Genomic DNA, 22,347 nt, shown 5'->3' with positions numbered 1-22,347 from the left:
ACAGCCGATGATAAGAAAAGTTTTTCATTCCATGAAAATATTGGGCAATTCTAACTAAAAAGTCAGCGTCTTGTCTGCCGCCAACGTCCATTGACTCAACTCTACCAACGTACCTATTTTAACCCCGTCAACCAATGGTAACGCGGTTATTCCTCTAGCGTCGGCACAGGTTTTACACAATTTAACCGGTACCTGCTGGGCAATAAGGATTTCCAACATTTGCTGAATATTATATCCCTCATGCGGTTTTTGCCCGGCAATTCCTGCCATGACAGCATCCGACATCAAAAATAGACGCAAGTCCAGATCGTCCTGCTGCTCTTTTAATGCGATGGACAAACGCAATGCGTTAAATAATGACTCTTGACCGTAAGCCGCACCATTAGCAATAACCACCAGAGAACCCATATTAAACTCCAGTTAATCTTATTTAGGTTGTATCCCCTCACCTCGTAGGGTGAGGCATTGCGCGATCATTTCAAGAAAAGCATCAATCAATATGGTTGCCTCTTGTTTTAGATCAAAGGATTCTGGCGTAAATAACCAATTTTCCATCAGGCCGGTGATATAAGCACGCATAATAATAGCGGTCCGGCGAGTATTCAGATCGGGCGGGAGCTGTTGAGCCGCAATACAGTCTTGCAAAACGGTTTCAATTCGCTCATAACTTGCGAGATAGAGGACTTTTCTGGCGTTATGAACCGAGGTCATTTCTCCCACGAACTCACATTTGTGGAAAACAATTTCCATCAATGCTCGACGGCGATCGTCGTCCTGAGTAGCGATCAGTATATAAATAAGTATTTCACGCAGAATCCGCAGTGGATTATCAGGAAATTTTGCCTGATACTCTATTCCAAGTTGATCAATGTTAAATTCCGCTAATGCCCAGATTTCATTAAACAGATCAACTTTGTTTTTGAAATGCCAATAAATAGCACCACGAGTCACGCCCGCAGAATCAGCAATATCCGCGAGCGATGTCCCTGAAACGCCATGTTCAGAGAATTCTTTTACGGCAGCATCAAGAATTTGCTGTCGGGTCTCAAGGGCCTGTTGTTTGGTTTTTCGTGCCATGACGTTATTTTTTCGGGGGTTGTGATTTACATACATTTGCGAATGTATGTACCATAGCACGCACATATCATTTTCGCAGCAATGGATTTTAGGGCTTGTGATCCATTGGTAAATTAAAATTCGGACACTTGAGGTTTATCTATGAGCAAAAACAGAGGGGTAATGCCTCTGGCTGCAATTCTGGTACTTTCAGGCAGCTTGGTACTTATAGGATGTAATGATAAAGACGCTCCGCAAGGCGCGCATGCACAACAAGCGCCTGAAGTGGGTATCGTGACATTGAAAGCTCAACCTCTCAATATTACTACTGAGCTTCCTGGTCGCACGTCCGCATTCCGCGTCGCTGAGGTTCGTCCCCAAGTGAGCGGAATTATCCTAAAACGAAATTATGTGGAAGGCAGTGACGTCACCGCTGGGACTTCTCTGTATCAAATTGATCCTGCGACCTATCAGGCCGCTTATGACAGTGCAAAAGGCGATTTGGCCAAAGCACAGGCCAGTGCCGAAATCGCACGTTTGACCGTTAACCGTTATAAACCGCTGCTGGGCACCAATTACATCAGCAAACAAGAATACGATAAAGCGAACTCTGATTTTATGCAGGCCAATGCTGCGGTTCAGTCAGCCAAAGCGGCACTGGAAAGTGCGCGTATCAATCTGGCTTATACCAAAGTGACCTCCCCTATTACCGGCCGCACTGGCAAGTCGAGTGTGACTGAAGGCGCATTAGTCAGTAGTGGTCAGGCCACGGCATTAACCACTGTTCAGCAACTCGATCCAATGTATGTGGACGTGACGCAATCCAGTGATGAGTTCCTGCGCCTGAAACAAGAACTGGCCAGTGGAGCCATGAAACAAGAAAACGGCAAAGCAAAAGTGCGCCTGTTACTGGAAAACGGTACTGAATATAGCGAAACCGGTACGCTGGAGTTCTCTGGTGTGACGGTAGATGAAACCACCGGTTCCATTACTATCCGTGCCATTTTCCCTAACCCGAATGAAACATTGTTGCCGGGAATGTTTGTACGCGCCCGTCTGGATGAAGGCGTGAGAGACGATGCTCTGTTGGTTCCTCAACAAGGTATTACCCGTAATCCACGCGGTGAAGCAACGGCGCTGGTTGTCGGTGAAGGTGACAAAGTAGAGTTACGTACGGTAACGGCGGCTCAGGCAATTGGCGATAAGTGGCTGATTACCGACGGTCTGAAACCGGGCGATCGCGTCATTGTAACCGGTTTACAAAAAATCAGACCGGGCGTGCAGGTGAAAGCGCAGGAAGTTTCTGATGCTGCACCAGCTGAACAAGCGAAGAAGTCTTAAAAGGAGCCGGTAATTCATGGCTAAGTACTTTATAGAGCGCCCAATATTCGCATGGGTTATCGCCATCATTATCATGTTGGCGGGCGGACTAGCGATCATGAAGCTGCCAGTAGCGCAATATCCGACTATTGCACCACCGGCAATTTCTATTTCTGCTAACTATCCAGGCGCAGATGCCACGACAGTTCAGAACACGGTAACTCAGGTTATCGAACAGAACATGAACGGCATCGATGGCCTGATGTATATGTCTTCGAGCAGTGACTCGTCGGGTAGTGTACAGCTCACCCTGACATTCAACTCAGGTATCGATCCGGATATCGCGCAAGTTCAAGTGCAGAATAAACTGCAACTGGCCATGCCGCTGTTACCGCAAGAAGTGCAACAACAAGGTGTTAGCGTTCAGAAGTCCAGTAGCAGCTTCTTGATGGTTGCCGGCTTTATTTCCGACGATGGCACCATGAAGCAGGAAGATATCGCTGACTACGTAGGTTCCAACATTAAGGATCCTATTAGTCGAACTTCTGGGGTGGGCGACGTTCAACTGTTCGGTTCCCAGTACGCGATGCGTATTTGGATGGATCCACACAAGCTGAACAACTTCAAACTGACACCCGTTGATGTTATCACTGCGATTAAAGTGCAGAACAATCAGGTTGCCGCAGGCCAGTTAGGTGGGACACCGCCCGTTCCGGGCCAGCAACTTAACTCGTCTATTATTGCGCAAACCCGTTTGACCTCGGCCGAAGAGTTCAGCAAGATTCTGCTGAAAGTGAACACCGATGGTTCTCAGGTTCGTTTGAAAGACGTGGCTACCGTACAACTGGGCGCTGAAAGTTATAACGTTATTGCCCGCTTTAACGGCAAACCCGCTGCCGGGATCGGTATCAAATTGGCCACTGGGGCGAACGCCCTGAACACCTCGGCAGCAGTAAAAGCCGAGCTGGCCAAGTTACAACCGTTCTTCCCAGCCAGTCTGAAAGTGGTTTACCCGTATGACACCACACCATTCGTGAAGATTTCGATCCACGAAGTGGTGAAAACGCTGGTTGAAGCGATCATTCTGGTATTCCTGGTGATGTATCTATTCCTGCAAAACTTCCGGGCGACCCTGATTCCAACTATCGCGGTCCCCGTGGTGCTGTTGGGGACTTTCGCCATTCTGGCGGCATTTGGCTATTCGATAAACACCCTAACGATGTTCGGGATGGTGTTGGCGATAGGGCTATTGGTTGATGATGCCATCGTGGTGGTCGAGAACGTTGAACGAGTGATGCAGGAGGAAGGGCTACCGCCGAAAGAAGCCACCAAGAAATCCATGGAACAAATCCAGGGTGCCTTGGTGGGGATCGCGATGGTACTTTCTGCGGTATTTATCCCGATGGCCTTCTTTGGCGGCTCTACCGGTGCTATTTACCGTCAGTTCTCCATCACCATCGTTTCAGCCATGGTGCTGTCGGTTCTGGTGGCATTGATTCTGACTCCAGCACTGTGTGCCACCATGTTGAAGCCGATAGCTAAAGGCTCTCATGGCCCGAAAACCGGTTTCTTCGGTTGGTTTAATCGGATGTTCGATAAGAGCACCCATCATTACACCGACAGCGTAGGCAATATTTTGCGCAGTACCGGCCGTTATCTGGTGATTTATCTGGCAATTGTTATCGGCATGGGCTTGTTGTTCCTGCGCCTGCCGTCTTCCTTCTTGCCAGAAGAAGATCAGGGTGTATTCCTGACCATGGTTCAATTGCCGGCTGGTGCCACGCAAGAGCGTACCCAGAAAGTGCTAGACCATGTAACGGATTACTATCTGGATAAAGAAAAAGACGTTGTTAACTCAGTCTTTACCGTTAACGGCTTCGGTTTCAGTGGTCAAGGCCAAAATACCGGTTTGGCGTTCATCAGCCTGAAAAACTGGGATGAGCGCCAAGGTGCAGAGAATAAAGTGCCAGCAATTGTTGGCCGTGCTTCTCAAGCCTTCTCGAGAATCAAAGACGGTTTGGTATTCGCCTTTAACCTACCAGCCATCGTCGAGTTGGGTACGGCAACTGGCTTCGACTTCCAACTGATTGACCAGGCTAACCTTGGCCATGCAAAACTGACGGCGGCACGTAACCAGCTATTGGGTATGGCTGCTCAGCATTCTGATGTGCTGGTCGGGATGCGTCCGAACGGTTTGGAAGATACACCACAGTTCAAAGTCGAAGTTGACCAGGAAAAAGCACAAGCGCTGGGTGTTGCTATTTCCGATATCAATACCACTCTCGGTTCCGCCATGGGCGGCAGCTATGTAAACGACTTTATCGACCGCGGTCGGGTGAAGAAAGTTTACGTGCAGGCTGATGCGCCGTTCCGTATGTTACCGAGTGATATCGACAAGTGGTACGTGCGTAATAATGAAGGACAAATGGTTTCATTTGCGACCTTCTCAACGGCGAAATGGGAATACGGCTCACCGCGACTGGAACGTTATAACGGTTTGCCATCAATGGAAATTCTGGGTCAGGCGGCTCCGGGGAAAAGTACCGGTGAAGCCATGGATCTGATGCAGGAGTTGGCGTCTAAATTACCAAGCGGAATAGGCTATGACTGGACGGGTATGTCCTATCAGGAGCGTCTGTCTGGTAATCAGGCTCCAGCGCTGTATGCCATTTCTCTGATTGTGGTATTCCTGTGTCTGGCAGCATTGTATGAGAGCTGGTCAATTCCGTTCTCCGTAATGCTGGTGGTACCACTGGGTGTCGTTGGTGCATTACTCGCAGCATCTCTACGCGGTTTAAACAATGACGTTTACTTCCAGGTGGGTCTATTAACCACCATTGGGCTATCGGCCAAAAACGCCATCTTGATTGTTGAGTTCGCCAAGGACTTGATGGAAAAAGAAGGCAAAGGGCTGGTGGAATCAACGTTGGAAGCCGTCCGTATGCGTCTACGCCCAATTCTGATGACCTCACTGGCGTTTATCCTTGGGGTAATGCCACTGGTCATCAGTAGCGGTGCCGGTTCAGGCGCACAAAACGCCGTAGGTACTGGCGTAATGGGTGGGATGGTTACCGCAACCGTATTGGCTATCTTCTTTGTACCAGTGTTCTTCGTGGTGGTTCGCCGCCGTTTTAGCAAGAAGAGCGAAGACATTGAACATGCTCATCCGGTTGATCATCAGGCAAAATAATTCCTGACGCTGTACTCACCTTCTTAAAAAGCCGCACTCGCGGCTTTTTTTATGCCCCACATCCAGCGCTGAGCGCTCTACTCCCTGTTATTTTTCTTCTACCGCGATTTAGCACTTGATACCCATTATTTCTCAGTGCATAATTATTGTTATATTATAACATAACAGTATGGTAACCATGAAATCAAACATTCACCCAACCTATCGTACCGTGGTATTCCATGATACCAGCGCCGACACCTACTTCACTGTGGGTTCGACCATCACGACTGAGCGGACAATTAATATAGAAGGTAAAACATATCCCTACGTAACGCTGGACGTCTCTTCTGCTTCCCATCCTTATTACACCGGGAAACAGAAAGAATTCTCCAAAGAAGGTAGCACTGCGCGCTTCCAGCAACGTTTTGGCCGTTTCTTCAATAAGAATTAAATTAACGCGAGAAGATACCATGCAAGTTTTAAGTTCATTACGTTCGGCGAAAAAACGCCATCCTGACTGCAAAATAGTTCGCCGACACGGTAGGATTTTTGTTATTTGTAAAACTAATCCGCGCTTTAAAGCCGTTCAGGGAGGTACGCGGAAAAAACGTTAATCACTATATTTCCTTTGCCAGACATCTGTTAATAAGCAACCCCGTTACGTTGAAACTCCCCCACAAGTGTAAAACCTCCCCCTGTAGCATTGACAGGGGGAAACGCTATTTCATACAGCTAAAGAGTATCTACAACCCGATTCATCACCACTAAAGCAAGGAACATCGCCTGATTAACCAGGATAGAAGCCGGTAAACTGGTATCTTCTTTTAAGCGTACTTTATGACTGAACCACTCGGATAGCGTCGCGCTCACCAAACCTGCAATCCATTTCTCCACTCTTATCGTAAACAGAGACAATCCCAAAAAAAAGTAACCCGATGAAGTGGATGAGATCAGGGTAAAATAATTCGTAGGTTTAATGGTCTTTAAATAAATTTAAAATAATTCGTAACAGTAAATTAAATTATCTTTACTAACCATGATGTATTGATAACCCGATAACCTTTGATACTATTAAGAAATACTTATCGTCTCTACTTATCAGTTTTGAACAACATAAACCTAAGCCAAGGGCCTTCCTCTACACAATCAGGCCAATATTAAGCCCCCCTCTTTGATGCCAGGAAAAGACGAGAACATGGCACAAGCAGGTATTGTGTAACTAAAATGCAGGGTGATAAAACAGGACTAAGATTTAATCACTAAATAAATAAGTGAATTAAGAAAATAAATCTCAGCAGGAATTTAAGCCTTTATCATCACTTAAAAACCATTTAAATCATGTGGATAATATCCACCCCGAGCGTTCTGAACACCGGTTAGGACCGATTGACACAATAAACAAACGCACCAAAACAGAAATGGATGATTAATGAACAAAGAGATTTTAGGGAACTTATCTGATTGCAGCGCCCCACTTTCTCAGCCATAAGAAGTAATAAAAGATAATTTTAGCACGATTGAAGAAAACCTAACCTCTGAGCTAATGTATTATTCTGATAATGCACATTACATGACCGGTTCATTAGAAACCCTTGTGATTAAGAACATTCAGATTAATGGTTATTCAATGACTTATCGTTATAAATGGTCTATCTTTAATGTCGGTATAGATATCAATACTGAAGATTTCATTACCAACACTGTAACATTTATTGTACATCCTGAAAAAATAATCTTTGATATAATTGATTACGACAAGCCGTCGACTGCCGATAAATTGTAAGGTTGAGTAATAAAGATAGAGCAGCGACCAGAAAAATGATTTATATTTGTTATACGGTAAACTTATTTAGTTCCTAGCTGTTTTTACTGCTCGTATAATGATTATCAGTCTACTCACTATGTGTTATCACACCGATTAAGACTTAACGGAGGGGATGATATGGATGAGTACTCACCTAAGCGACATGATATTGCTCAGTTGAAATTCTTATGTGAGAATTTGTATGATGAAGGTATCGCCACATTGGGCGATAGCCACCACGGCTGGGTTAATGATCCAACCTCCGCGGTAAATCTCCAACTGAATGATTTAATCGAACACATAGCTTCATTTGTGATGAGTTTTAAAATAAAATACGCAGACGAAATCGATCTCTGCGAGTTGGTGGAGGAATATCTAGACGATACATATACCTTGTTCAGCAGTTACGGAATCAATGATCCTGATTTACGCCGCTGGCAGAAAACAAAAGACCGATTATTCAGACTATTTTCAGGGGAATACCTATGTGCCCTGATGAAAAATTAAAGGGTCGTTACCCTATGTTTCTTTATTTATATATTGAGAAGAAAATTTATTATGACCAAAACTGACTACCTAATGCGTTTAAGAAAATGCACAACAATTGACACACTAGAGCGTGTTATTGAAAAAAATAAGTATGAGCTATCTGATGATGAACTAGAATTATTCTATTCTGCTGCGGATCATCGTCTAGCTGAACTTACCATGAATAAGTTATACGATAAAATTCCTGCAACTGTCTGGCAACATGTGAAGTAACTCGCTTAACGCTGGTTAAGACGAACAACGTTGAGCCGGTAAACATATCGGCCTCAATGGTGGTAATGGTTTACTTGGTTTTATCGACACACAGACCATTTTCACGCCAACCAGCATGGCTGTTTGCCTCACGCAAACTGACAGATATTTTCTGTATGCGGGTATTTATTTATCGCTACAGTTATCATCTTATCGTCCTTAAAATACCCGCAGTTAAAAAATAATCACGGTTAGCCTAAACACACTCAAACCTAATGAGTCATTGACGGAAAATAAAATTTTAGCCGGAATATTCTAAAATATTTACCAGATGATAGCGTTCGGGACTTTGTAAGCTGCTTATTTTATAAACTCATCATTCGGGTTAACAACGGGCTTATTATCGACAATATGTTGTATTCATGACTTTTTTGACCGAATCGCATCTAAGACAGCAGCAATATCAAAAAATTGATGATGGGTATAATGTTAGGAAGAATATCATGAGGCTGAAATTGGTGGAGGCCCTGCCAGCTACATCCCGGCACACACCTCGCCTGCTACGGCTGCTTCCTTCCGGATCTGACCGAGTTCACAAGTTAGTGTTGCGGGAGAACCAACAGAGCCTCCATTGACGGCTTCTGATACTCTGAAGCGGTGGGCATTATTGACCATGCCCCGTTAAATAGCAAGACACTCAATACCAACTGGTGATTTCTTACCCAATCCATCCATAACTTACATCAGAAATGTATTTTGCACTTCATTATCCCTATTGCATGATGGATATTCTCAGCATCATCGACCACTCCACGGGGAATAACCAATAATGGCACAGGATAACGATAGCTTTCGCCAGCGGGTGTTCCAAGTTGTCTCCGCTATTCCTTACGGACAAGTGACAACCTATGGCAACATTGCTCAGCTGTGTGGCTCACCACGCGCTGCTCGTCAGGTCGGTGGGGTATTGAGACGTTTACCTGAAGGCTCGGCTCTGCCATGGCATCGGGTGGTCAATCGTCATGGTGAAATATCATTAACAGGCGAAGACTATGTGAGGCAACAAACTGCGTTGCAGGCTGAAGGGGTACTCTTTGCAGCAGATGGTCATATCGATCTAAAACAATTTGCTTGGCGCTGGTAAAGCGCTCGTAAGCTGGAACAGCGTGGGTAATACACTCATGTATTACCTTGATGTTGCCTGACTCAGTAATATGAAGATGATTAGGCTGTGACTGGAAGCGGTGTAGGGATATTGAGTACTCACAACAAATCGGCTCGATCAGCATGAATATGGTCAATATGCAAACATTATGATAACAAAAAAGTTTTTTAATCTAATTAATCTGTTTTTTTAGCGTAAAATACAAAACCCAAGTTTAAGCCATTCATCTTGGATATCCGCCAGATAACGATCTTATCCAAGATAATTAATTAAAATAGTTAATTATTATCAATATATTGACTAGTGGGCTATCCATTCAGCACACTATGCTGAGAGAACACATAGAGGGCCACAATATGGGGCAAGCATTACAGAGACTCCTCAATTTAATTAATCTGGAAAAGATTGAAGAAGGCCTTTTCCGTGGTCAAAGTGAAGATCTGGGGTTACGTCAGGTATTTGGCGGACAGGTCGTCGGACAGGCGATTTATGCGGCTAAACAAACTATTCCTACGGATCGTCATGTTCACTCCTTTCATAGTTATTTTCTACGGCCAGGCGACAGTAGCAAACCGATTATTTATGATGTTGAAAGCCTGCGTGACGGCACCAGTTTTAGTGCTCGCCGCGTCAGCGCTATCCAAAATGGTAAGCCGATCTTCTTCATGACAGCCTCGTTTCAAAATCCGGAAAATGGCCTTGAACATCAAAATACTATGCCGGATGTGCCAGCGCCGGAAAGCCTGAAGTCCGAAACTGAAATAGCCCAGAGTTTGTCCCACCTGATTCCTGAAAAGTTGCGGGACAAATTTATTGGTCATCAGCCTATTGAGATGCGTCCAGTTAAATTCCACAATCCATTGCAAGGCAGCCTGGAAGAACCTTATCGCCACGTCTGGTTTCGTGCTAATGGTAAAATGCCTGACGATTTGCACACTCATCAATATTTGCTGGGTTATGCATCAGATTTCAATTTCTTACCCACAGCATTGCAACCTCATGGTATCGGCTTCCTTGAGCCGGGGGTGCAAATCGCAACCATCGACCATTCCATGTGGTTCCATCGGCCGTTCAGATTAGACGATTGGTTACTCTATTCGGTAGAAAGTACTTCAGCATCCAGCGCGCGTGGCTTTGTCCGTGGGCAGATTTATAACCGAGAAGGTGTGCTGATAGCATCAACGGTACAGGAAGGGGTTATCCGTTTACATGGCCGATAAACTTGGCCGGGGTTAACTACCGAATTGTTGAACTACGATGTGTTGAAATAATTGCAGGGGCGATATTGTTATCGCCCCTTCGCTATCATCTTTATTTATTCGGTTTAACCATAATTACTGGTTATAAGCATTTTCGCCGTGGCTGTTAACATCCAGACCTTCACGCTCTTGTTCTTCCGGTACTCTCAGCCCGACGATAACATCAGCAATTTTGAAAGCAATAAAGGCAACAACCGCAGACCAGAGGATACAGACACCGACGCTGAACAACTGCACTCCAACCTGATGCCCCATGGTCACCCCCGTCGCGTACCCCGTCCCCCCAAACGATGATGCAGTGAAAACGCCGGTCAGGATACAACCCACAATGCCACAGACTCCGTGAACACCGAACACATCGCAGGTATCATCTACCCGTAACCATTTTTTCAGTAAGACGACCCCCCACAGCCCAGCAACGCCGCCTACCAGACCGATAATCAGCGCACCGCCTACACCAACCGTTCCTGCGGCTGGCGTAATGGCAACCAGACCCGCGATACAACCTGAGCAAGCCCCCAGCAAGGATGGCTTACCACGTAGCATCCACTCGGCAAATACCCAAGAAAGAATCGCACCAGCGGTGGCCACGACGGTATTGATAAACGCCAGCGCAGCAATTTCATTCGCCGCACTGGCAGAACCGGCATTGAAACCAAACCAGCCAATATACAGAATCGAAGTCCCCATAAAGACCATTGGAAGATTGTGTGGTTTAAACGCCTCTTTGCCAAAACCCGCACGTTTGCCCAACATATAAGCGCCAACCAAACCAGCAACTGCGGCGTTGATATGCACAACGGTACCACCGGCAAAGTCCAGCGCACCATCCTGTGCCAGAAAACCTCCGCCCCAGACCATATGCGCCATGGGTAAGTAAGAGAATGTCAGCCAGATTACACTGAAAATCAGTACCGCTGAGAAACGAATACGTTCAGCAAAAGCCCCGACAATCAGTGCCACGGTAATACAAGCAAAAGAAGCCTGGAACGCTACGTGGATTAATTGATAGAACGTACCACTGAGATTCGTCAGACCAATTCCCTTCAGCATGACCATATCAAAACCGCCGAAAAAAGCATTTCCACTGCCAAAAGCCAAGCTATAGCCATAGATAATCCACAGCACGCAAACCATAGCAAAAGTCACCATCACCTGAGTCATCAGTGACAACACATTTTTTGAACGGATCAACCCGCCATAGAACAGGGCAATGCCTGGGATCGTCATAAACAACACCAGTGCCGTACAGATCATCATAAACGCGTTATCAGCTTTGTCGGCTAGCGCGGGCACTGCAGCCATTGCTACTGAAGGCAACATGGCGACTGCACTCAGACCCAACATGGATAAAAGTTTTTTCATTATTAATCCATCCCTATTCACTAAATTTGAACCTGAAATTACAGCGCTGCTTCGTCTGTTTCACCGGTACGGATACGAATAACCCGTTGCAATTCAGCAACGAAAATTTTGCCATCGCCGATTTTTCCGGTGTAGGCTGCCTTGCTGATCACATCAACCACTTCATCCAGTTGATCGTCAGCAATGGCGATATCGATTTTGACTTTGGGTAGGAAATTCACACTGTATTCTGCACCGCGATACAATTCTGCATGCCCTTTCTGGCGACCAAATCCCTTTACTTCGGTGACGGTCAACCCCTGAATACCTATGGAAGATAAGGCTTCACGCACATCTTCCAGTTTGAATGGTTTTATCACCACGGTAACCAGCTTCATATTTGCCCCTTCTCGAATTAAGCTCGAATTTATGTCTGCCACATCACGATAAAGCAAAGGCTGTGCCATAAATAAGTTAAAGCCGAATTTAGCGATGAAAGGATGGTATTGAGGATAGATTTTCAGCTTGAATAGCGCGGTTGAGACGGCTAACACCATGGATGAGCGTTGTTTGCGCACCAAAAGAGTGCGATGTGCGTCGCAAAAGTGCAGTTGCTTTCTTCGACCAACGCGGACCGCCAGATTTTAGTGCGAGAGAGTAAAATACTGGGCGTTAACTGGGCATCAGGGGGGAATTCCCCCTGACACAATTTATCCGCTAACGGAAACTTCCTCCTGATCTACCGCCACCAGTTTTTCACTGACTAGCTGTAATTGATACATTTGGTAATAGCGACCATGCAGTGCCAGCAATTCCTGATGTTTACCCTGCTCCACCGCAATACCGCGATGCAGAACCAGAATACTGTCGGCGTCAACAATGGTAGACAAGCGGTGAGCAATCACCACCAGCGTAGTATTTTTTCGGATAAGCTGTAGCGCCCGTTGGATCGCCTGTTCAGTGCCAGAGTCAATATTGGCCGTTGCCTCATCCAGAATCAGAATCTGCGGAGCCTGTACCAATACTCTAGCCATCGCCAATAGCTGTTTTTGCCCAACAGACAGCGTATTCCCCTGCTCACCCAATCGCGAATGTAGCCCTTCAGGCAAGGCACGAACCAATGTTGCCAGTTGAACCGTTTCCAGCGCCTGCCAGACCTGCTCTTCACTGATGTTTCGCCCCAAAGTGATATTGGCAAAGAAGGAATCAGCCAGTACAACCGGATCCTGTTGCACCATAGCAACGCCCTGACGCAGGGCATGATGGGAAAGCGTAGAGAGTGGCCGCCCATCCAGCAAAATTTCCCCCTGTAGTACCGGGTAATAACCCATCAGCAAGTTTGCCAGTGTGCTTTTCCCACTACCGGTATGGCCCACCAACGCGATAAATCCCCGTGACGGTACATCAAGAGTCATATTATGCAGCACCGTTTTATCCGAACGATATGAGAAAGAAAGATTTTTAACGCTAATACTGCCACCAGTAAGAGGGCGATCATCATCACCATAACCTTGCTGTGCGCGATCCATCAGTTCGAAAATCCGCTCTCCCGCCACCACTGCCTGCTGCAAAATAGACTGCTGGGAGGTCAATTCAATCAGTGGCTCATTCAACCGACCAAGATAGTTAATAAAGGCATAAAGCACCCCAACGCCGATGCTACCTTCAGGACTCAAACCGAATAACAATAACAAACTGCACAGTACCAATGCCGAAAACAGGCTGAGTAATGGACGCAACAAAAAACCGTCCAGACGCAGGGTTTGCATACGCGCGATATAGTGTGCCCGGTTAACAATGGCCATTCTCTCACCAAAACGAGCCTGTTGACGGAACTGCTGAATAACGCTCATCCCATTGATAATTTCATTAAAACCATCATTGATATCAGCCAGATAACCGCGAACGCGTCGCACAATTGGCGTACTGTAACGTTGATAAATCACCATCACCACCAACACGGCGGGGAAAATACAGATGGCGATCATCGCCATGCGCCAATCCAGACTAAACATGGCCACCAGCATCGCGCCGATCAGTGCCGCACTTTTCAATACAGTGGAAACCACCATCACATACAAATCTTTGATCACTTCAGTATCATTGGTCACACGGGAAATAATCTGACCAACCGGCTGCGTATCAAAAGTACTGAGCGGCTGACGCAATGCAGCATCCATAACTTCAATACGTAAACGCTGTACAACACCGACAGCGGCTCGGTTAAACAATAGGGTCTGAAAATAGTGCAGCGTCGCGGCTAACAGTTGTAATAATAGATAAGCAAGAGCCAGACCACTAACCCACGCCAGCGGCAGATTCCCCTTTGCCACCATGTGATCAATAAAGTAACTGATCAACAGCGGGCCACTCACTTCTGCCGCCGCCGCCACCCACAGCATCAATACGGCAATCAACAAAGGCTTGCGATAAACGGAACCGTAGGCGAGTAAGCGCTTCAACGTCGGCCAAAGCTGCCGAGCTTTACTCATGAGATATTGCCTCCTGCCCATCGTCACTATCTAAAGCCGCTTCTATTTGCTGATAGCGATACATTTCCCGATACCATCCCGACTGATTTAGCAGCAGTTCATGATCACCACGCTGGGCTACACCACCATGCTGCATAACAATAATCTCTCCCGCTTCGGTGAGGGCGGAAAGACGATGAGCACTGATAATGACCGTTCGGTTCGTGCCCCACTGCCGGAGATTACTTAGAATTTCGTATTCGGTTTGCCCATCAACCGCGGAAAGTGCATCGTCCAAGATCAGAATTTCACTATCCAACAACAACGCACGGGCAATAGAAATCCGCTGTTTTTGCCCACCGGACAGCATAACGCCACGTTCGCCCACTTCAGTTGCGTATCCCTGAGGCAAGCGAAGAATATCTTCATGCACGCTAGCCAGACGGGCTACCTGCTCGATTTCCTCGGGAGTCGCACCGGGTTTGCCTAATGCAATATTTCCGGCCACGCTATCCGAGAAGAGAAATGGGGTTTGGCTCACGACAGAAAGGCGTCTGCGCCAATCGTCCAGACGAATATCTGTCAGAGGTCGCCCTTGATAACAAATTTCACCGTCATCAATATCGAACTGGCGTTGAATCAGCGCCAACAGCGTACTTTTCCCCGAACCCGTCGGCCCACATAATCCCAGCATTTCTCCCGGTACTAATTTCAACTTGATATCTTGTAATACCGGTTTATCACTTCCCGGATAAACAAAACGGCGGATATTAATTGTCAGTATGCTGCGCTCTGCCTGCAAAGGTATTTTCCCATCAACCACTTCTGGTGCTTCTTGCAACAAACTGCGGATTCGACCGTAAGCGGCACTTCCTCGCTCCACAATGTTGAACATCCAGGCTAGTGCTAGCATTGGCCAAATCATGAGTCCCAAATACATCACAAAACTGGTCAACTGGCCCAAAGTGATACTGCCGTTGACAACCATCCAACTACCACCGCCAATCGCCAGTAAATTAGCCAAACCAATCGCGATATAGATGGTGGGATCAAAGCGGGCATCCACTTTGGCCACATGCATATTTTTCGCCCCCGCTTCTGCGGCCACGCGAGAAAACTGTTCCGATTGATGATCTTCCAGGCCAAAAGCTTTAATCATTCGAATACTGCTCAAGCTATCTTGAGCTTGATTATTCAATGCTGAAAATGCGCCCTGCGCCGATTTAAAGCGCTGATGCAGTTGCTCACCAAAGTATTTGATGACGATCGCCATCACTGGCATTGGCAACAAAGAAAGCAACGTAAGCTGCCAACTGATTTGGGTACTCATTACGATCAATACCGCACAACCCATCACCAATGAGTCCACCAGCGTCAGAACACCTTCACCGGCGGCAAAGACCACTCGGTCAACATCATTGGTCGCACGGGCCATCAAATCCCCCGTACGGTGACGTAAATAAAACCCAGGTGTTTGCCGACTGAGTTGCCGATAAAAGTTGGATCGCAATTCCACAGCCAATTGATAGGATGCGCCAAACAGCAATATGCGCCAGACATAGCGTAGGAGATAGACCACCACCGCAGTGATAACCATCACGCCGATCCAGACCAGTAGCATCTTGGTGCTCAGGCTTTTTGCCGTCATACCATCCACAATCACACCCACCAGTTTCGGAGGCAATAACTGTAAAATGGCAATAATCATTAGCAGTACCACCGCCCCCAAATAGCGACGCCATTCGCGACGAAAATACCAACCTAGTTGAGCAAACAATCTCACGCAGTTTTATTCCATGGTATGAAGGAAAACGGTGTTAAGGCGACGCCCATCAATATCCTATGGATACTGAAATAAGCTATCTCCTATCGTTTTCACGCGTAGCGATGTCGTTCGCAACGCAAAATTTCTTGCGAAGAGAATAACATCGATAAAGTGATTTTTTAGTGAATTATTCATTCTGGAACAGGCAGCACTGTCGTGTATTTAATCTTCTCCATCGCGAAACTGGATGTCACATCGATCAACCCCGGAACACCGTTTACCATACGTTTATAGAAATTGTCGTAGCTTTTCATATCCGCCACCTCGACTTGCATCAGATAATCATACTCTCCAGCCATACGGTAAAAAGCCAGCACCTCCGGCATCTGTTTGGTAAATTGCACAAACTCCTGATACCAGCCACTGTTGTGCTGTTGGGTTTTAATCAACACAAAAGCTGTCAATCCCAAGCCAAGCTTTTCACTGTCCAGCAATGCGACTCTGCCACGAATATAACCTTCATCCTCCAAACGTTTCAGCCTTTTCCAGCAAGGCGTTGACGTCAGGTTTACCGCTTCGGCCAATACCTGAAGCGAAAGCGTACAATCCTCTTGCAGTATACGCAGCAGCTTGCGGTCTATTTTATCTAGCATGTGGCTCGTCCGGAGAATAAATTTCTCCTATTAAGAAATAAAGAAGTAAAAATGGCAACGATTTTTTCCATAAATACCGTTAACCTAGTAATAATTAGAAGCCCACCACATCGCAGGCCAACAACATGACCAATACTTGGGTAAAACACGCTATCAGTGAAATAGAAGCGGATTTTCAACGCTCGGCTGATACACATTTAATTCGCTTGAATCTACCCGAATTTCCGGGCATTTATCTGTATTTGAAAGATGAAAGCACTCACCCAACCGGTAGCCTAAAGCATCGGTTGGCACGCTCTCTTTTCCTCTACGGATTATGTAATGGCTGGATTAAAGAAGGAACCACGATTATTGAGTCTTCCTCCGGCAGTACAGCCGTTTCGGAAGCTTATTTTGCCCGTTTGATTGGCCTGCCATTTATTGCCGTGATGCCAAGCTGCACTGCGCGTAAAAAAGTCGAGCAAATCACTTTTTACGGTGGACGCTGCCACTTCGTCGATCATGCAGGGCAAATCTATGCCGCATCGGAACAATTAGCCAAAGAATTGAACGGCCATTATATGGATCAGTTTACCTACGCTGAACGGGCAACCGATTGGCGGGGAAATAACAATATTGCCGACAGCATTTACCGCCAAATGGCTCGCGAACCTTTTACCGTGCCAAATTATATCGTCATGAGTGCCGGTACCGGCGGCACCTCGGCTACATTAGGCCGGTATATTCGCTATCAGGGCCATGATACCCAGTTAGTTGTAGTCGATCCGGAAAATTCCGTTTTCTACGACTGCTTCAACCATCATGATCGGTCAGTTACGGGCACCTGCGGCAGTCGTATCGAAGGAATTGGCCGCCCACGGGTAGAGCCATCCTTTATCCCCGAAGTCATCAATAGCATGCTACGGGTACCGGACGCTGCCAGCATAGCGACCATACATTGGTTGCAGGGAATTTTAGGTCGAAAAGTCGGTGCATCAACCGGTACCAACGTTTGGGGTGCGTTACAACTCGCGAAGCAAATGCGCGAGAAAGGTCAGTCAGGAGCCATTGTCACTTTGCTGTGTGACAGCGGTGAACGCTATCTGGACACCTATTACAATCCTGAATGGGTCAGTGCCAATATTGGTGACCTTAGTACCTTCAATCATGAGTTAGCTAATCTTTAATCCGCAAAACTCGCAGTCAATCCACATGAGGGCTGGCGAGGCATAGACAAAAAAAAGCCGGATAATTATCCGGCTCTGGCTAATAGCTATCACCTCAGAATTCGGGGGAATAGGTGAGGTGTGGTGAACTGAGCCAATGTTGCAAATAGTGGGCTACGGCCTGCTGTTCACAGTGGCCAATAACCTGAAGTTGTGGAAGTTCCTGCCTGAGCTGCGGTAATGCATTTCCCATCACGATGCCGCGACCAACCCTTGCAAGCATCTCTTTATCATTCATTGCATCACCGAAAGCCATACACTCGGTAATATCGATATTCAGTAGTTCAGTTAACGCACTCAGCGCGGTACCTTTATTGCAATCTCGCGGCAGGATCTCAAGGCAATCACTGGCAGAAAAGCACAAATCTGCATCCTGACCTATTTGTTTTGCCAATCGTTCTTTAAGCGATATCAACTCTTGGTGTGGTGCACAGAAACAAATCTTGTGCGTACCGGCAAAAGGCAACTGATTCCATTCGGTTAGCTGAAAATGAAAACCACTAAGCTTATGGGCAGCCAACAGCCCGGGATCGCCGCGATCGGTAAACCAACCTTCGTCACGAAAAACATGCATGCTCGCACTGGTCGCCCACGCCGTACCCAAAACAAACTCCACCAAGTTATCAGACAAGTCAATGCCTTGTAATCTGTTGCCTTTCGCATCATGTACCCGGGTGCCATTGCCCGTAATCAGATAGCCATTAATACCCAATGTTGTCAGAATACCTTTCATATCAAGATAATGACGACCGGTAGCAAAGGTCACGGTAATGTTACGTGCTTGTAATTGATTCAATGTATCCAGCGTTGCCTTACCGATTTCATGGTTACGCATTAACAAGGTTCCATCCATATCAAAAGCGGCCAGGCGGTACATAGTTACCTCATAATTTGTGAGCCAGATGGCAGTGCAAAAAGTATGCCGTAGTATTTAGGGAACTAATAGTGAACAATTAATTTAAAGACTTCCGGATTTAACTATGCGTATATTTCACCGACTAACTCAATATCAGCGCTTATTTCAGCAGTTTGGCAATCAAGAGAAAACGGCAACCGTCAACGAGCTAGCTGTGCTACTTTTTTGCAGTGATCGCCATGCCCGCACACTGCTCCAGAAATTTCAGCAACAAGGCTGGCTAAATTGGGATGCGCAAGTCGGCAGAGGCAAACGAGCGAAAATTCACTGCCTGAAAACCCCCGATGAGCTACGAGCCTTATGTTTGCGGCAGCTTCTTGATCAAGGCGATCATCAGGGTGCATTTCAATTAGCACAACTGGAACCCTTACAACTGCATGCCTTACTTAGCCCACATATGGGCGGGCAATGGCAAGCCGACAGCCCGGTGTTACGTATTCCCTACTATCGCGAGCTAGAGTCACTCGTTCCTCTCGATACCACGGGTAGAGCAGAACAACATCTGATTTCCACGCTACATGCTGGCCTCACTCGATTTCAGACTGGCGATCCGCAACCCAAGCCAGATTTGGCACACCATTGGCACATCAGCCACGACGGTTTAATTTGGCAGTTTTATTTACGTAGTCAATTGCGCTGGCACAATGGCGAGCCATTGAGTGGTACGCAATTATTGGCAACATTTGAGATATTACGTCAACACCCACGTAGCCAACCAAGTTTGGATAATGTTAGCGCGATTACATTACCTCATGCTTTATGCATCCAGTTTACACTTAAATACCCAGACTACTGGCTAGCCCACCGTCTGGCCGATCTCCCCTGCCGATTATTCCATCCTGAGACGCCACAATTAGGTGCAGGATCGTTTAAGTTAACTGAATTTGAAAAACATCTGGTTCGATTGGAACAGCATGAGTTCTATCATTTACAGCATCCCTATCTCGAAATCATCGAATACTGGATTGCCCCGCAGCTACCCGATGTGATGAACGGGGGAAATGCTGCGCACCCTGTCAGCATTACTATCGGCCAAAATGAAGATTTGCCCCTGGCCAAGCCAGTACAACGTAGTACCAGCCTCGGTTTTTGTTATCTCGCCATGAATGCTAAACGCAACCATCTGACACAAGAACAAGCTAGAAAAATCATCATGTTGATTCAAACATCGGGCTTACTAACTCACTTATCCGTGCAACGGGGAATCATCATTCCCAGTCAGGAAATGCTGCCTGGATGGCCGATTCCACAGTTCACTGAGGATAGTGGGGTAACACTACCCAACCATCTGATATTACTCTACCAACAACCGATAGAACTGGCAGCAGTGGCTCACGAATTAAAAGTGCTGCTGGCAGCTCATGGCTGTGAGCTGGAAGTGCAATTCTGTCGTAACAAACACTGGCAAAGCGCAAGTCAATGTGACCAAGCAGATTTACTGATGTCTGATCATCTGGTGGGGGAGTCTCGCGAAGCCACAATGGAAAGCTGGTTGCGTCATGACCCGCTATGGCAAAGCATTCTGCCCGATGAAACACGGGATTGGCAGCAGCAATCATTGGAAAAAACCCAACAGATTGAAGCGCCATCCGAACGTTTTACGCTGTTGCGTGCGCATTATCATCAGCTGATGTCTGACGGATTAATCCTGCCACTCTTTAATTATCAATATCAGGTCAATGCGCCACCAAGAATCAAAGGCGTCATGCTTACAGCCTATGGCTGGTTTGATTTTTGCCGAGCCTGGCTGCCACCCACGCCGGAATAACCATTAATACGAATCAGAACCTTTGTATTCTGTCGGTTGCTACCTTTTAGCTCACTAACTGGGTAACATGGTTAGAAAATTCAATTTTGGTTGAAGATAAATTTTTCCAAGCATCTCTCCGAGCTAGAGGCAGCAGAATGAAACGAGCAGTTGTAGTATTTAGCGGTGGTCAGGATTCCACCACTTGCCTGATTCAGGCTTTGCAGCAATATGATGAAGTACATTGCATTACATTCGACTACGGCCAGCGCCATCGCGAAGAGATAGAAGTCGCCCGTAAGCTTACCAGTCAACTCGGCGCTAAAGCCCATAAAGTGCTGGATGTCGGTATGCTGAACGAGTTGGCAGTCAGTAGCCTGACCCGCGACAATATCCCTGTTCCGGTTTACGAAGAGAATAGTGTCAATACGCTCCCCAACACTTTTGTTCCCGGGCGCAATATTCTATTTCTAACTCTGGCCGCGATCTACGCTTATCAGGTGCAGGCTGAAGCCGTCATTACTGGCGTATGTGAAACCGACTTCTCCGGCTACCCTGATTGTCGAGATGAGTTTGTTAAAGCCCTCAACCACGCTATTAACTTAGGAATTGCGCGGGATATCGCCTTTATCACGCCGTTAATGTGGCTAGATAAAGCAGAAACATGGGCATTGGCTGATTACTACCAGCAGTTGGAGCTTATTCGACACCACACTCTGACCTGCTATAACGGCGTTCAAGGTGATGGCTGTGGCGAATGCGCCGCTTGCCATTTACGCGCCAAAGGCCTAAATAATTATCTGGCGAATAAAACCGCGGTGACTACCAGCCTCAAAAATAAAACGGGTTTGCGCTAAACCAGAAGTTAATGATCAGGTGGCAGCTACGGTGAAAAGCGGTAGATCGTCGAGATGCCATCAATAGAACCTTGTCGTCTTATTCCGCGCCATATATGGCGCGGACGCTTGACTCTTCCGCCAATACTTCCCACCTGAGATCGCTTCATCCAGTTTTGCCCGCAGTCTGAGGTTGATGTTAAACCATAGCCTTTAGCCAAATAGACTGATATTCGGTAGGTGAGACTTACCGTTGCGCAGACTGGTTTTCATCATCCATCGGCTGCGCCAGTGCACCCAATCTTTGCCGTAATTCACCGTCAATCGGCAGTGCTTTTTGCGTTTTCAGATCGACACAGACGAAAGTCAGCGCCGCATCAGCAACCGGTGAGTCATCTGTCTCTAAAGTAATCATCTGACTCAGAACTCCACTTTTTCCATTGAGTTTTATCAGTTGGCTATCAATACGCAGCACATCGCCCAATACCGCTGGTTTACGATAACTAATGTTGATATTGACGACGATAAAAGCGATATGGTTCCGGCTCATCCATTGAAATGCCTCTTCACCATCTAACCACTCCCAACGCGCTTGTTCCAGAAACTCAAGATAACGAGCATTATTAACATGCTGATAAACATCAATATGAAAACCACGGACTTTGATCTGAGTACGCATGGGAAAACCTCTGCTGCGAAGTAGAAATGAAAACAGAACGGGTTAAATTAAACTGGTATGACCTCACGAATAGTAGCAGAGTAACTTCATTTAATAGCAGACTCACAATATAACTTAGAGTTAGATCACAACTGCTTAACATTTAATTTACACGCCACTTTCTTGCATAGCATATTTTTAATTTTAAAACATTGATTTTAAACGGTAAAATAGC

At 46.5% G+C, this 22,347-nt stretch carries 22 protein-coding genes and 1 other RNA gene; 12 read left to right on the top strand and 11 right to left on the bottom strand.

The genetic code is table 11. The features are described 5' to 3' along the window. Window positions 1-54: 54 nt before the first annotated feature. Window positions 55-408, bottom strand: coding sequence for a DsrE/DsrF/TusD sulfur relay family protein (locus tag DJ39_RS07535; RefSeq protein ID WP_004718748.1), 354 nt, complete (start codon window positions 406-408; stop codon window positions 55-57). A gap of 18 nt (window positions 409-426) precedes the next feature. Beyond that, window positions 427-1,077: a multidrug efflux transporter transcriptional repressor AcrR gene (acrR, locus tag DJ39_RS07530; protein WP_004718746.1), complete on the bottom strand. Its 651-nt coding sequence runs from the start codon at window positions 1,075-1,077 to the stop codon at window positions 427-429. Between the two features lie 141 nt (window positions 1,078-1,218). Between acrR and DJ39_RS07525 the strand changes: the two genes are divergently transcribed. The 4 genes from DJ39_RS07525 to ykgO all read left to right on the top strand — a co-directional run bounded on the left by DJ39_RS07525 (window position 1,219) and on the right by ykgO (window position 6,162). Further along, window positions 1,219-2,397, top strand: coding sequence for an efflux RND transporter periplasmic adaptor subunit (locus DJ39_RS07525; RefSeq protein WP_038243734.1), 1,179 nt, complete (start codon window positions 1,219-1,221; stop codon window positions 2,395-2,397). A gap of 16 nt (window positions 2,398-2,413) precedes the next feature. Continuing rightward, on the top strand, window positions 2,414-5,566 hold the full coding sequence (acrB, locus tag DJ39_RS07520; RefSeq protein ID WP_004718742.1) for an efflux RND transporter permease AcrB: 3,153 nt from the start codon (window positions 2,414-2,416) through the stop codon (window positions 5,564-5,566). 178 nt (window positions 5,567-5,744) lie between these two features. After that, entirely contained in the window at window positions 5,745-5,999 is a 255-nt protein-coding gene (locus tag DJ39_RS07515; protein ID WP_038243728.1) for a type B 50S ribosomal protein L31, read from the top strand. A gap of 19 nt (window positions 6,000-6,018) precedes the next feature. After that, on the top strand, window positions 6,019-6,162 hold the full coding sequence (gene ykgO / locus DJ39_RS17405) for a type B 50S ribosomal protein L36 (RefSeq protein WP_004718738.1): 144 nt from the start codon (window positions 6,019-6,021) through the stop codon (window positions 6,160-6,162). Window positions 6,163-6,280: 118 nt separating this feature from the next. Here the strand turns inward: ykgO and DJ39_RS17885 are convergent, their stop codons facing one another. Further along, a complete protein-coding gene (locus DJ39_RS17885; protein ID WP_004718735.1) occupies window positions 6,281-6,442 on the bottom strand; it encodes a hypothetical protein in 162 nt (53 codons plus the stop codon). A 649-nt stretch (window positions 6,443-7,091) separates the two neighbouring features. On the opposite strand from DJ39_RS17885, the gene DJ39_RS18365 reads away from it, so the two are divergent. The 3 genes from DJ39_RS18365 to ymoA all read left to right on the top strand — a co-directional run bounded on the left by DJ39_RS18365 (window position 7,092) and on the right by ymoA (window position 8,114). After that, window positions 7,092-7,331 (top strand): hypothetical protein, encoded by a 240-nt coding sequence (locus tag DJ39_RS18365; protein WP_004718733.1) that lies wholly within the window; start codon window positions 7,092-7,094, stop codon window positions 7,329-7,331. A 159-nt stretch (window positions 7,332-7,490) separates the two neighbouring features. Continuing rightward, window positions 7,491-7,859: an Hha toxicity modulator TomB gene (gene tomB, locus DJ39_RS07505; RefSeq protein ID WP_004718732.1), complete on the top strand. Its 369-nt coding sequence runs from the start codon at window positions 7,491-7,493 to the stop codon at window positions 7,857-7,859. Window positions 7,860-7,910: 51 nt separating this feature from the next. Then, complete coding sequence (gene ymoA / locus DJ39_RS07500; protein ID WP_038243726.1) at window positions 7,911-8,114, top strand: expression modulating protein YmoA; 204 nt, start codon at window positions 7,911-7,913, stop codon at window positions 8,112-8,114. Window positions 8,115-8,618: 504 nt separating this feature from the next. On the opposite strand, the gene ffs is transcribed toward ymoA, so the two are convergent. After that, an RNA gene (gene ffs / locus DJ39_RS17400) (signal recognition particle sRNA small type) lies at window positions 8,619-8,715 on the bottom strand. A 207-nt stretch (window positions 8,716-8,922) separates the two neighbouring features. On the opposite strand from ffs, the gene DJ39_RS07495 reads away from it, so the two are divergent. After that, complete coding sequence (locus tag DJ39_RS07495; RefSeq protein ID WP_004718728.1) at window positions 8,923-9,237, top strand: MGMT family protein; 315 nt, start codon at window positions 8,923-8,925, stop codon at window positions 9,235-9,237. 377 nt (window positions 9,238-9,614) lie between these two features. Continuing rightward, window positions 9,615-10,478, top strand: coding sequence for an acyl-CoA thioesterase II (gene tesB / locus DJ39_RS07490; RefSeq protein WP_004718726.1), 864 nt, complete (start codon window positions 9,615-9,617; stop codon window positions 10,476-10,478). Between the two features lie 114 nt (window positions 10,479-10,592). Here tesB and amtB read toward each other — a convergent pair whose 3' ends face one another. The 5 genes from amtB to DJ39_RS07465 all read right to left on the bottom strand — a co-directional run bounded on the left by amtB (window position 10,593) and on the right by DJ39_RS07465 (window position 16,750). Beyond that, a complete protein-coding gene (amtB, locus tag DJ39_RS07485; RefSeq protein ID WP_004718723.1) occupies window positions 10,593-11,882 on the bottom strand; it encodes an ammonium transporter AmtB in 1,290 nt (429 codons plus the stop codon). A gap of 38 nt (window positions 11,883-11,920) precedes the next feature. Then, entirely contained in the window at window positions 11,921-12,259 is a 339-nt protein-coding gene (gene glnK / locus DJ39_RS07480) for a P-II family nitrogen regulator (RefSeq protein ID WP_007886947.1), read from the bottom strand. 312 nt (window positions 12,260-12,571) lie between these two features. Beyond that, window positions 12,572-14,353 carry a SmdB family multidrug efflux ABC transporter permease/ATP-binding protein gene (locus tag DJ39_RS07475; protein WP_038243724.1) on the bottom strand — a complete coding sequence of 594 codons (1,782 nt, stop codon included), beginning with the start codon at window positions 14,351-14,353 and terminating at the stop codon, window positions 12,572-12,574. Continuing rightward, the gene (locus tag DJ39_RS07470; RefSeq protein WP_038243722.1) at window positions 14,346-16,115 is read right to left on the bottom strand and encodes a SmdA family multidrug ABC transporter permease/ATP-binding protein; all 1,770 of its coding nucleotides are present in this window, start codon (window positions 16,113-16,115) and stop codon (window positions 14,346-14,348) included. Before DJ39_RS07470 ends, DJ39_RS07475 begins: the two co-directional genes overlap by 8 nt. A 173-nt stretch (window positions 16,116-16,288) precedes the next feature. Beyond that, window positions 16,289-16,750, bottom strand: coding sequence for an Lrp/AsnC family transcriptional regulator (locus DJ39_RS07465; RefSeq protein ID WP_004718715.1), 462 nt, complete (start codon window positions 16,748-16,750; stop codon window positions 16,289-16,291). A gap of 125 nt (window positions 16,751-16,875) precedes the next feature. Between DJ39_RS07465 and DJ39_RS07460 the strand changes: the two genes are divergently transcribed. Next, entirely contained in the window at window positions 16,876-17,916 is a 1,041-nt protein-coding gene (locus DJ39_RS07460; RefSeq protein ID WP_004718713.1) for a PLP-dependent cysteine synthase family protein, read from the top strand. A 94-nt stretch (window positions 17,917-18,010) separates the two neighbouring features. On the opposite strand, the gene cof is transcribed toward DJ39_RS07460, so the two are convergent. Next, on the bottom strand, window positions 18,011-18,832 hold the full coding sequence (gene cof, locus DJ39_RS07455; protein ID WP_004718711.1) for an HMP-PP phosphatase: 822 nt from the start codon (window positions 18,830-18,832) through the stop codon (window positions 18,011-18,013). A gap of 103 nt (window positions 18,833-18,935) precedes the next feature. Here cof and DJ39_RS07450 point away from each other — a divergent pair, with 103 nt between their 5' ends. Together DJ39_RS07450 and queC are read left to right on the top strand one after the other, a co-directional pair. Further along, window positions 18,936-20,639 carry an SgrR family transcriptional regulator gene (locus tag DJ39_RS07450; protein ID WP_004718709.1) on the top strand — a complete coding sequence of 568 codons (1,704 nt, stop codon included), beginning with the start codon at window positions 18,936-18,938 and terminating at the stop codon, window positions 20,637-20,639. A gap of 137 nt (window positions 20,640-20,776) precedes the next feature. Further along, window positions 20,777-21,475 (top strand): 7-cyano-7-deazaguanine synthase QueC, encoded by a 699-nt coding sequence (gene queC, locus DJ39_RS07445; protein ID WP_004718707.1) that lies wholly within the window; start codon window positions 20,777-20,779, stop codon window positions 21,473-21,475. A 226-nt stretch (window positions 21,476-21,701) separates the two neighbouring features. Here the strand turns inward: queC and DJ39_RS07440 are convergent, their stop codons facing one another. Next, window positions 21,702-22,133: an acyl-CoA thioesterase gene (locus tag DJ39_RS07440; RefSeq protein ID WP_004718705.1), complete on the bottom strand. Its 432-nt coding sequence runs from the start codon at window positions 22,131-22,133 to the stop codon at window positions 21,702-21,704. Window positions 22,134-22,347 lie beyond the last annotated feature (214 nt).

Source organism: Yersinia ruckeri ATCC 29473 (assembly GCF_000754815.1).
Taxonomy (GTDB): Bacteria; Pseudomonadota; Gammaproteobacteria; order Enterobacterales; family Enterobacteriaceae; genus Yersinia; species Yersinia ruckeri.
Note: the sequence above shows the minus strand (reverse complement) of the source record. Positions and strands in the feature narration are given on the sequence as shown.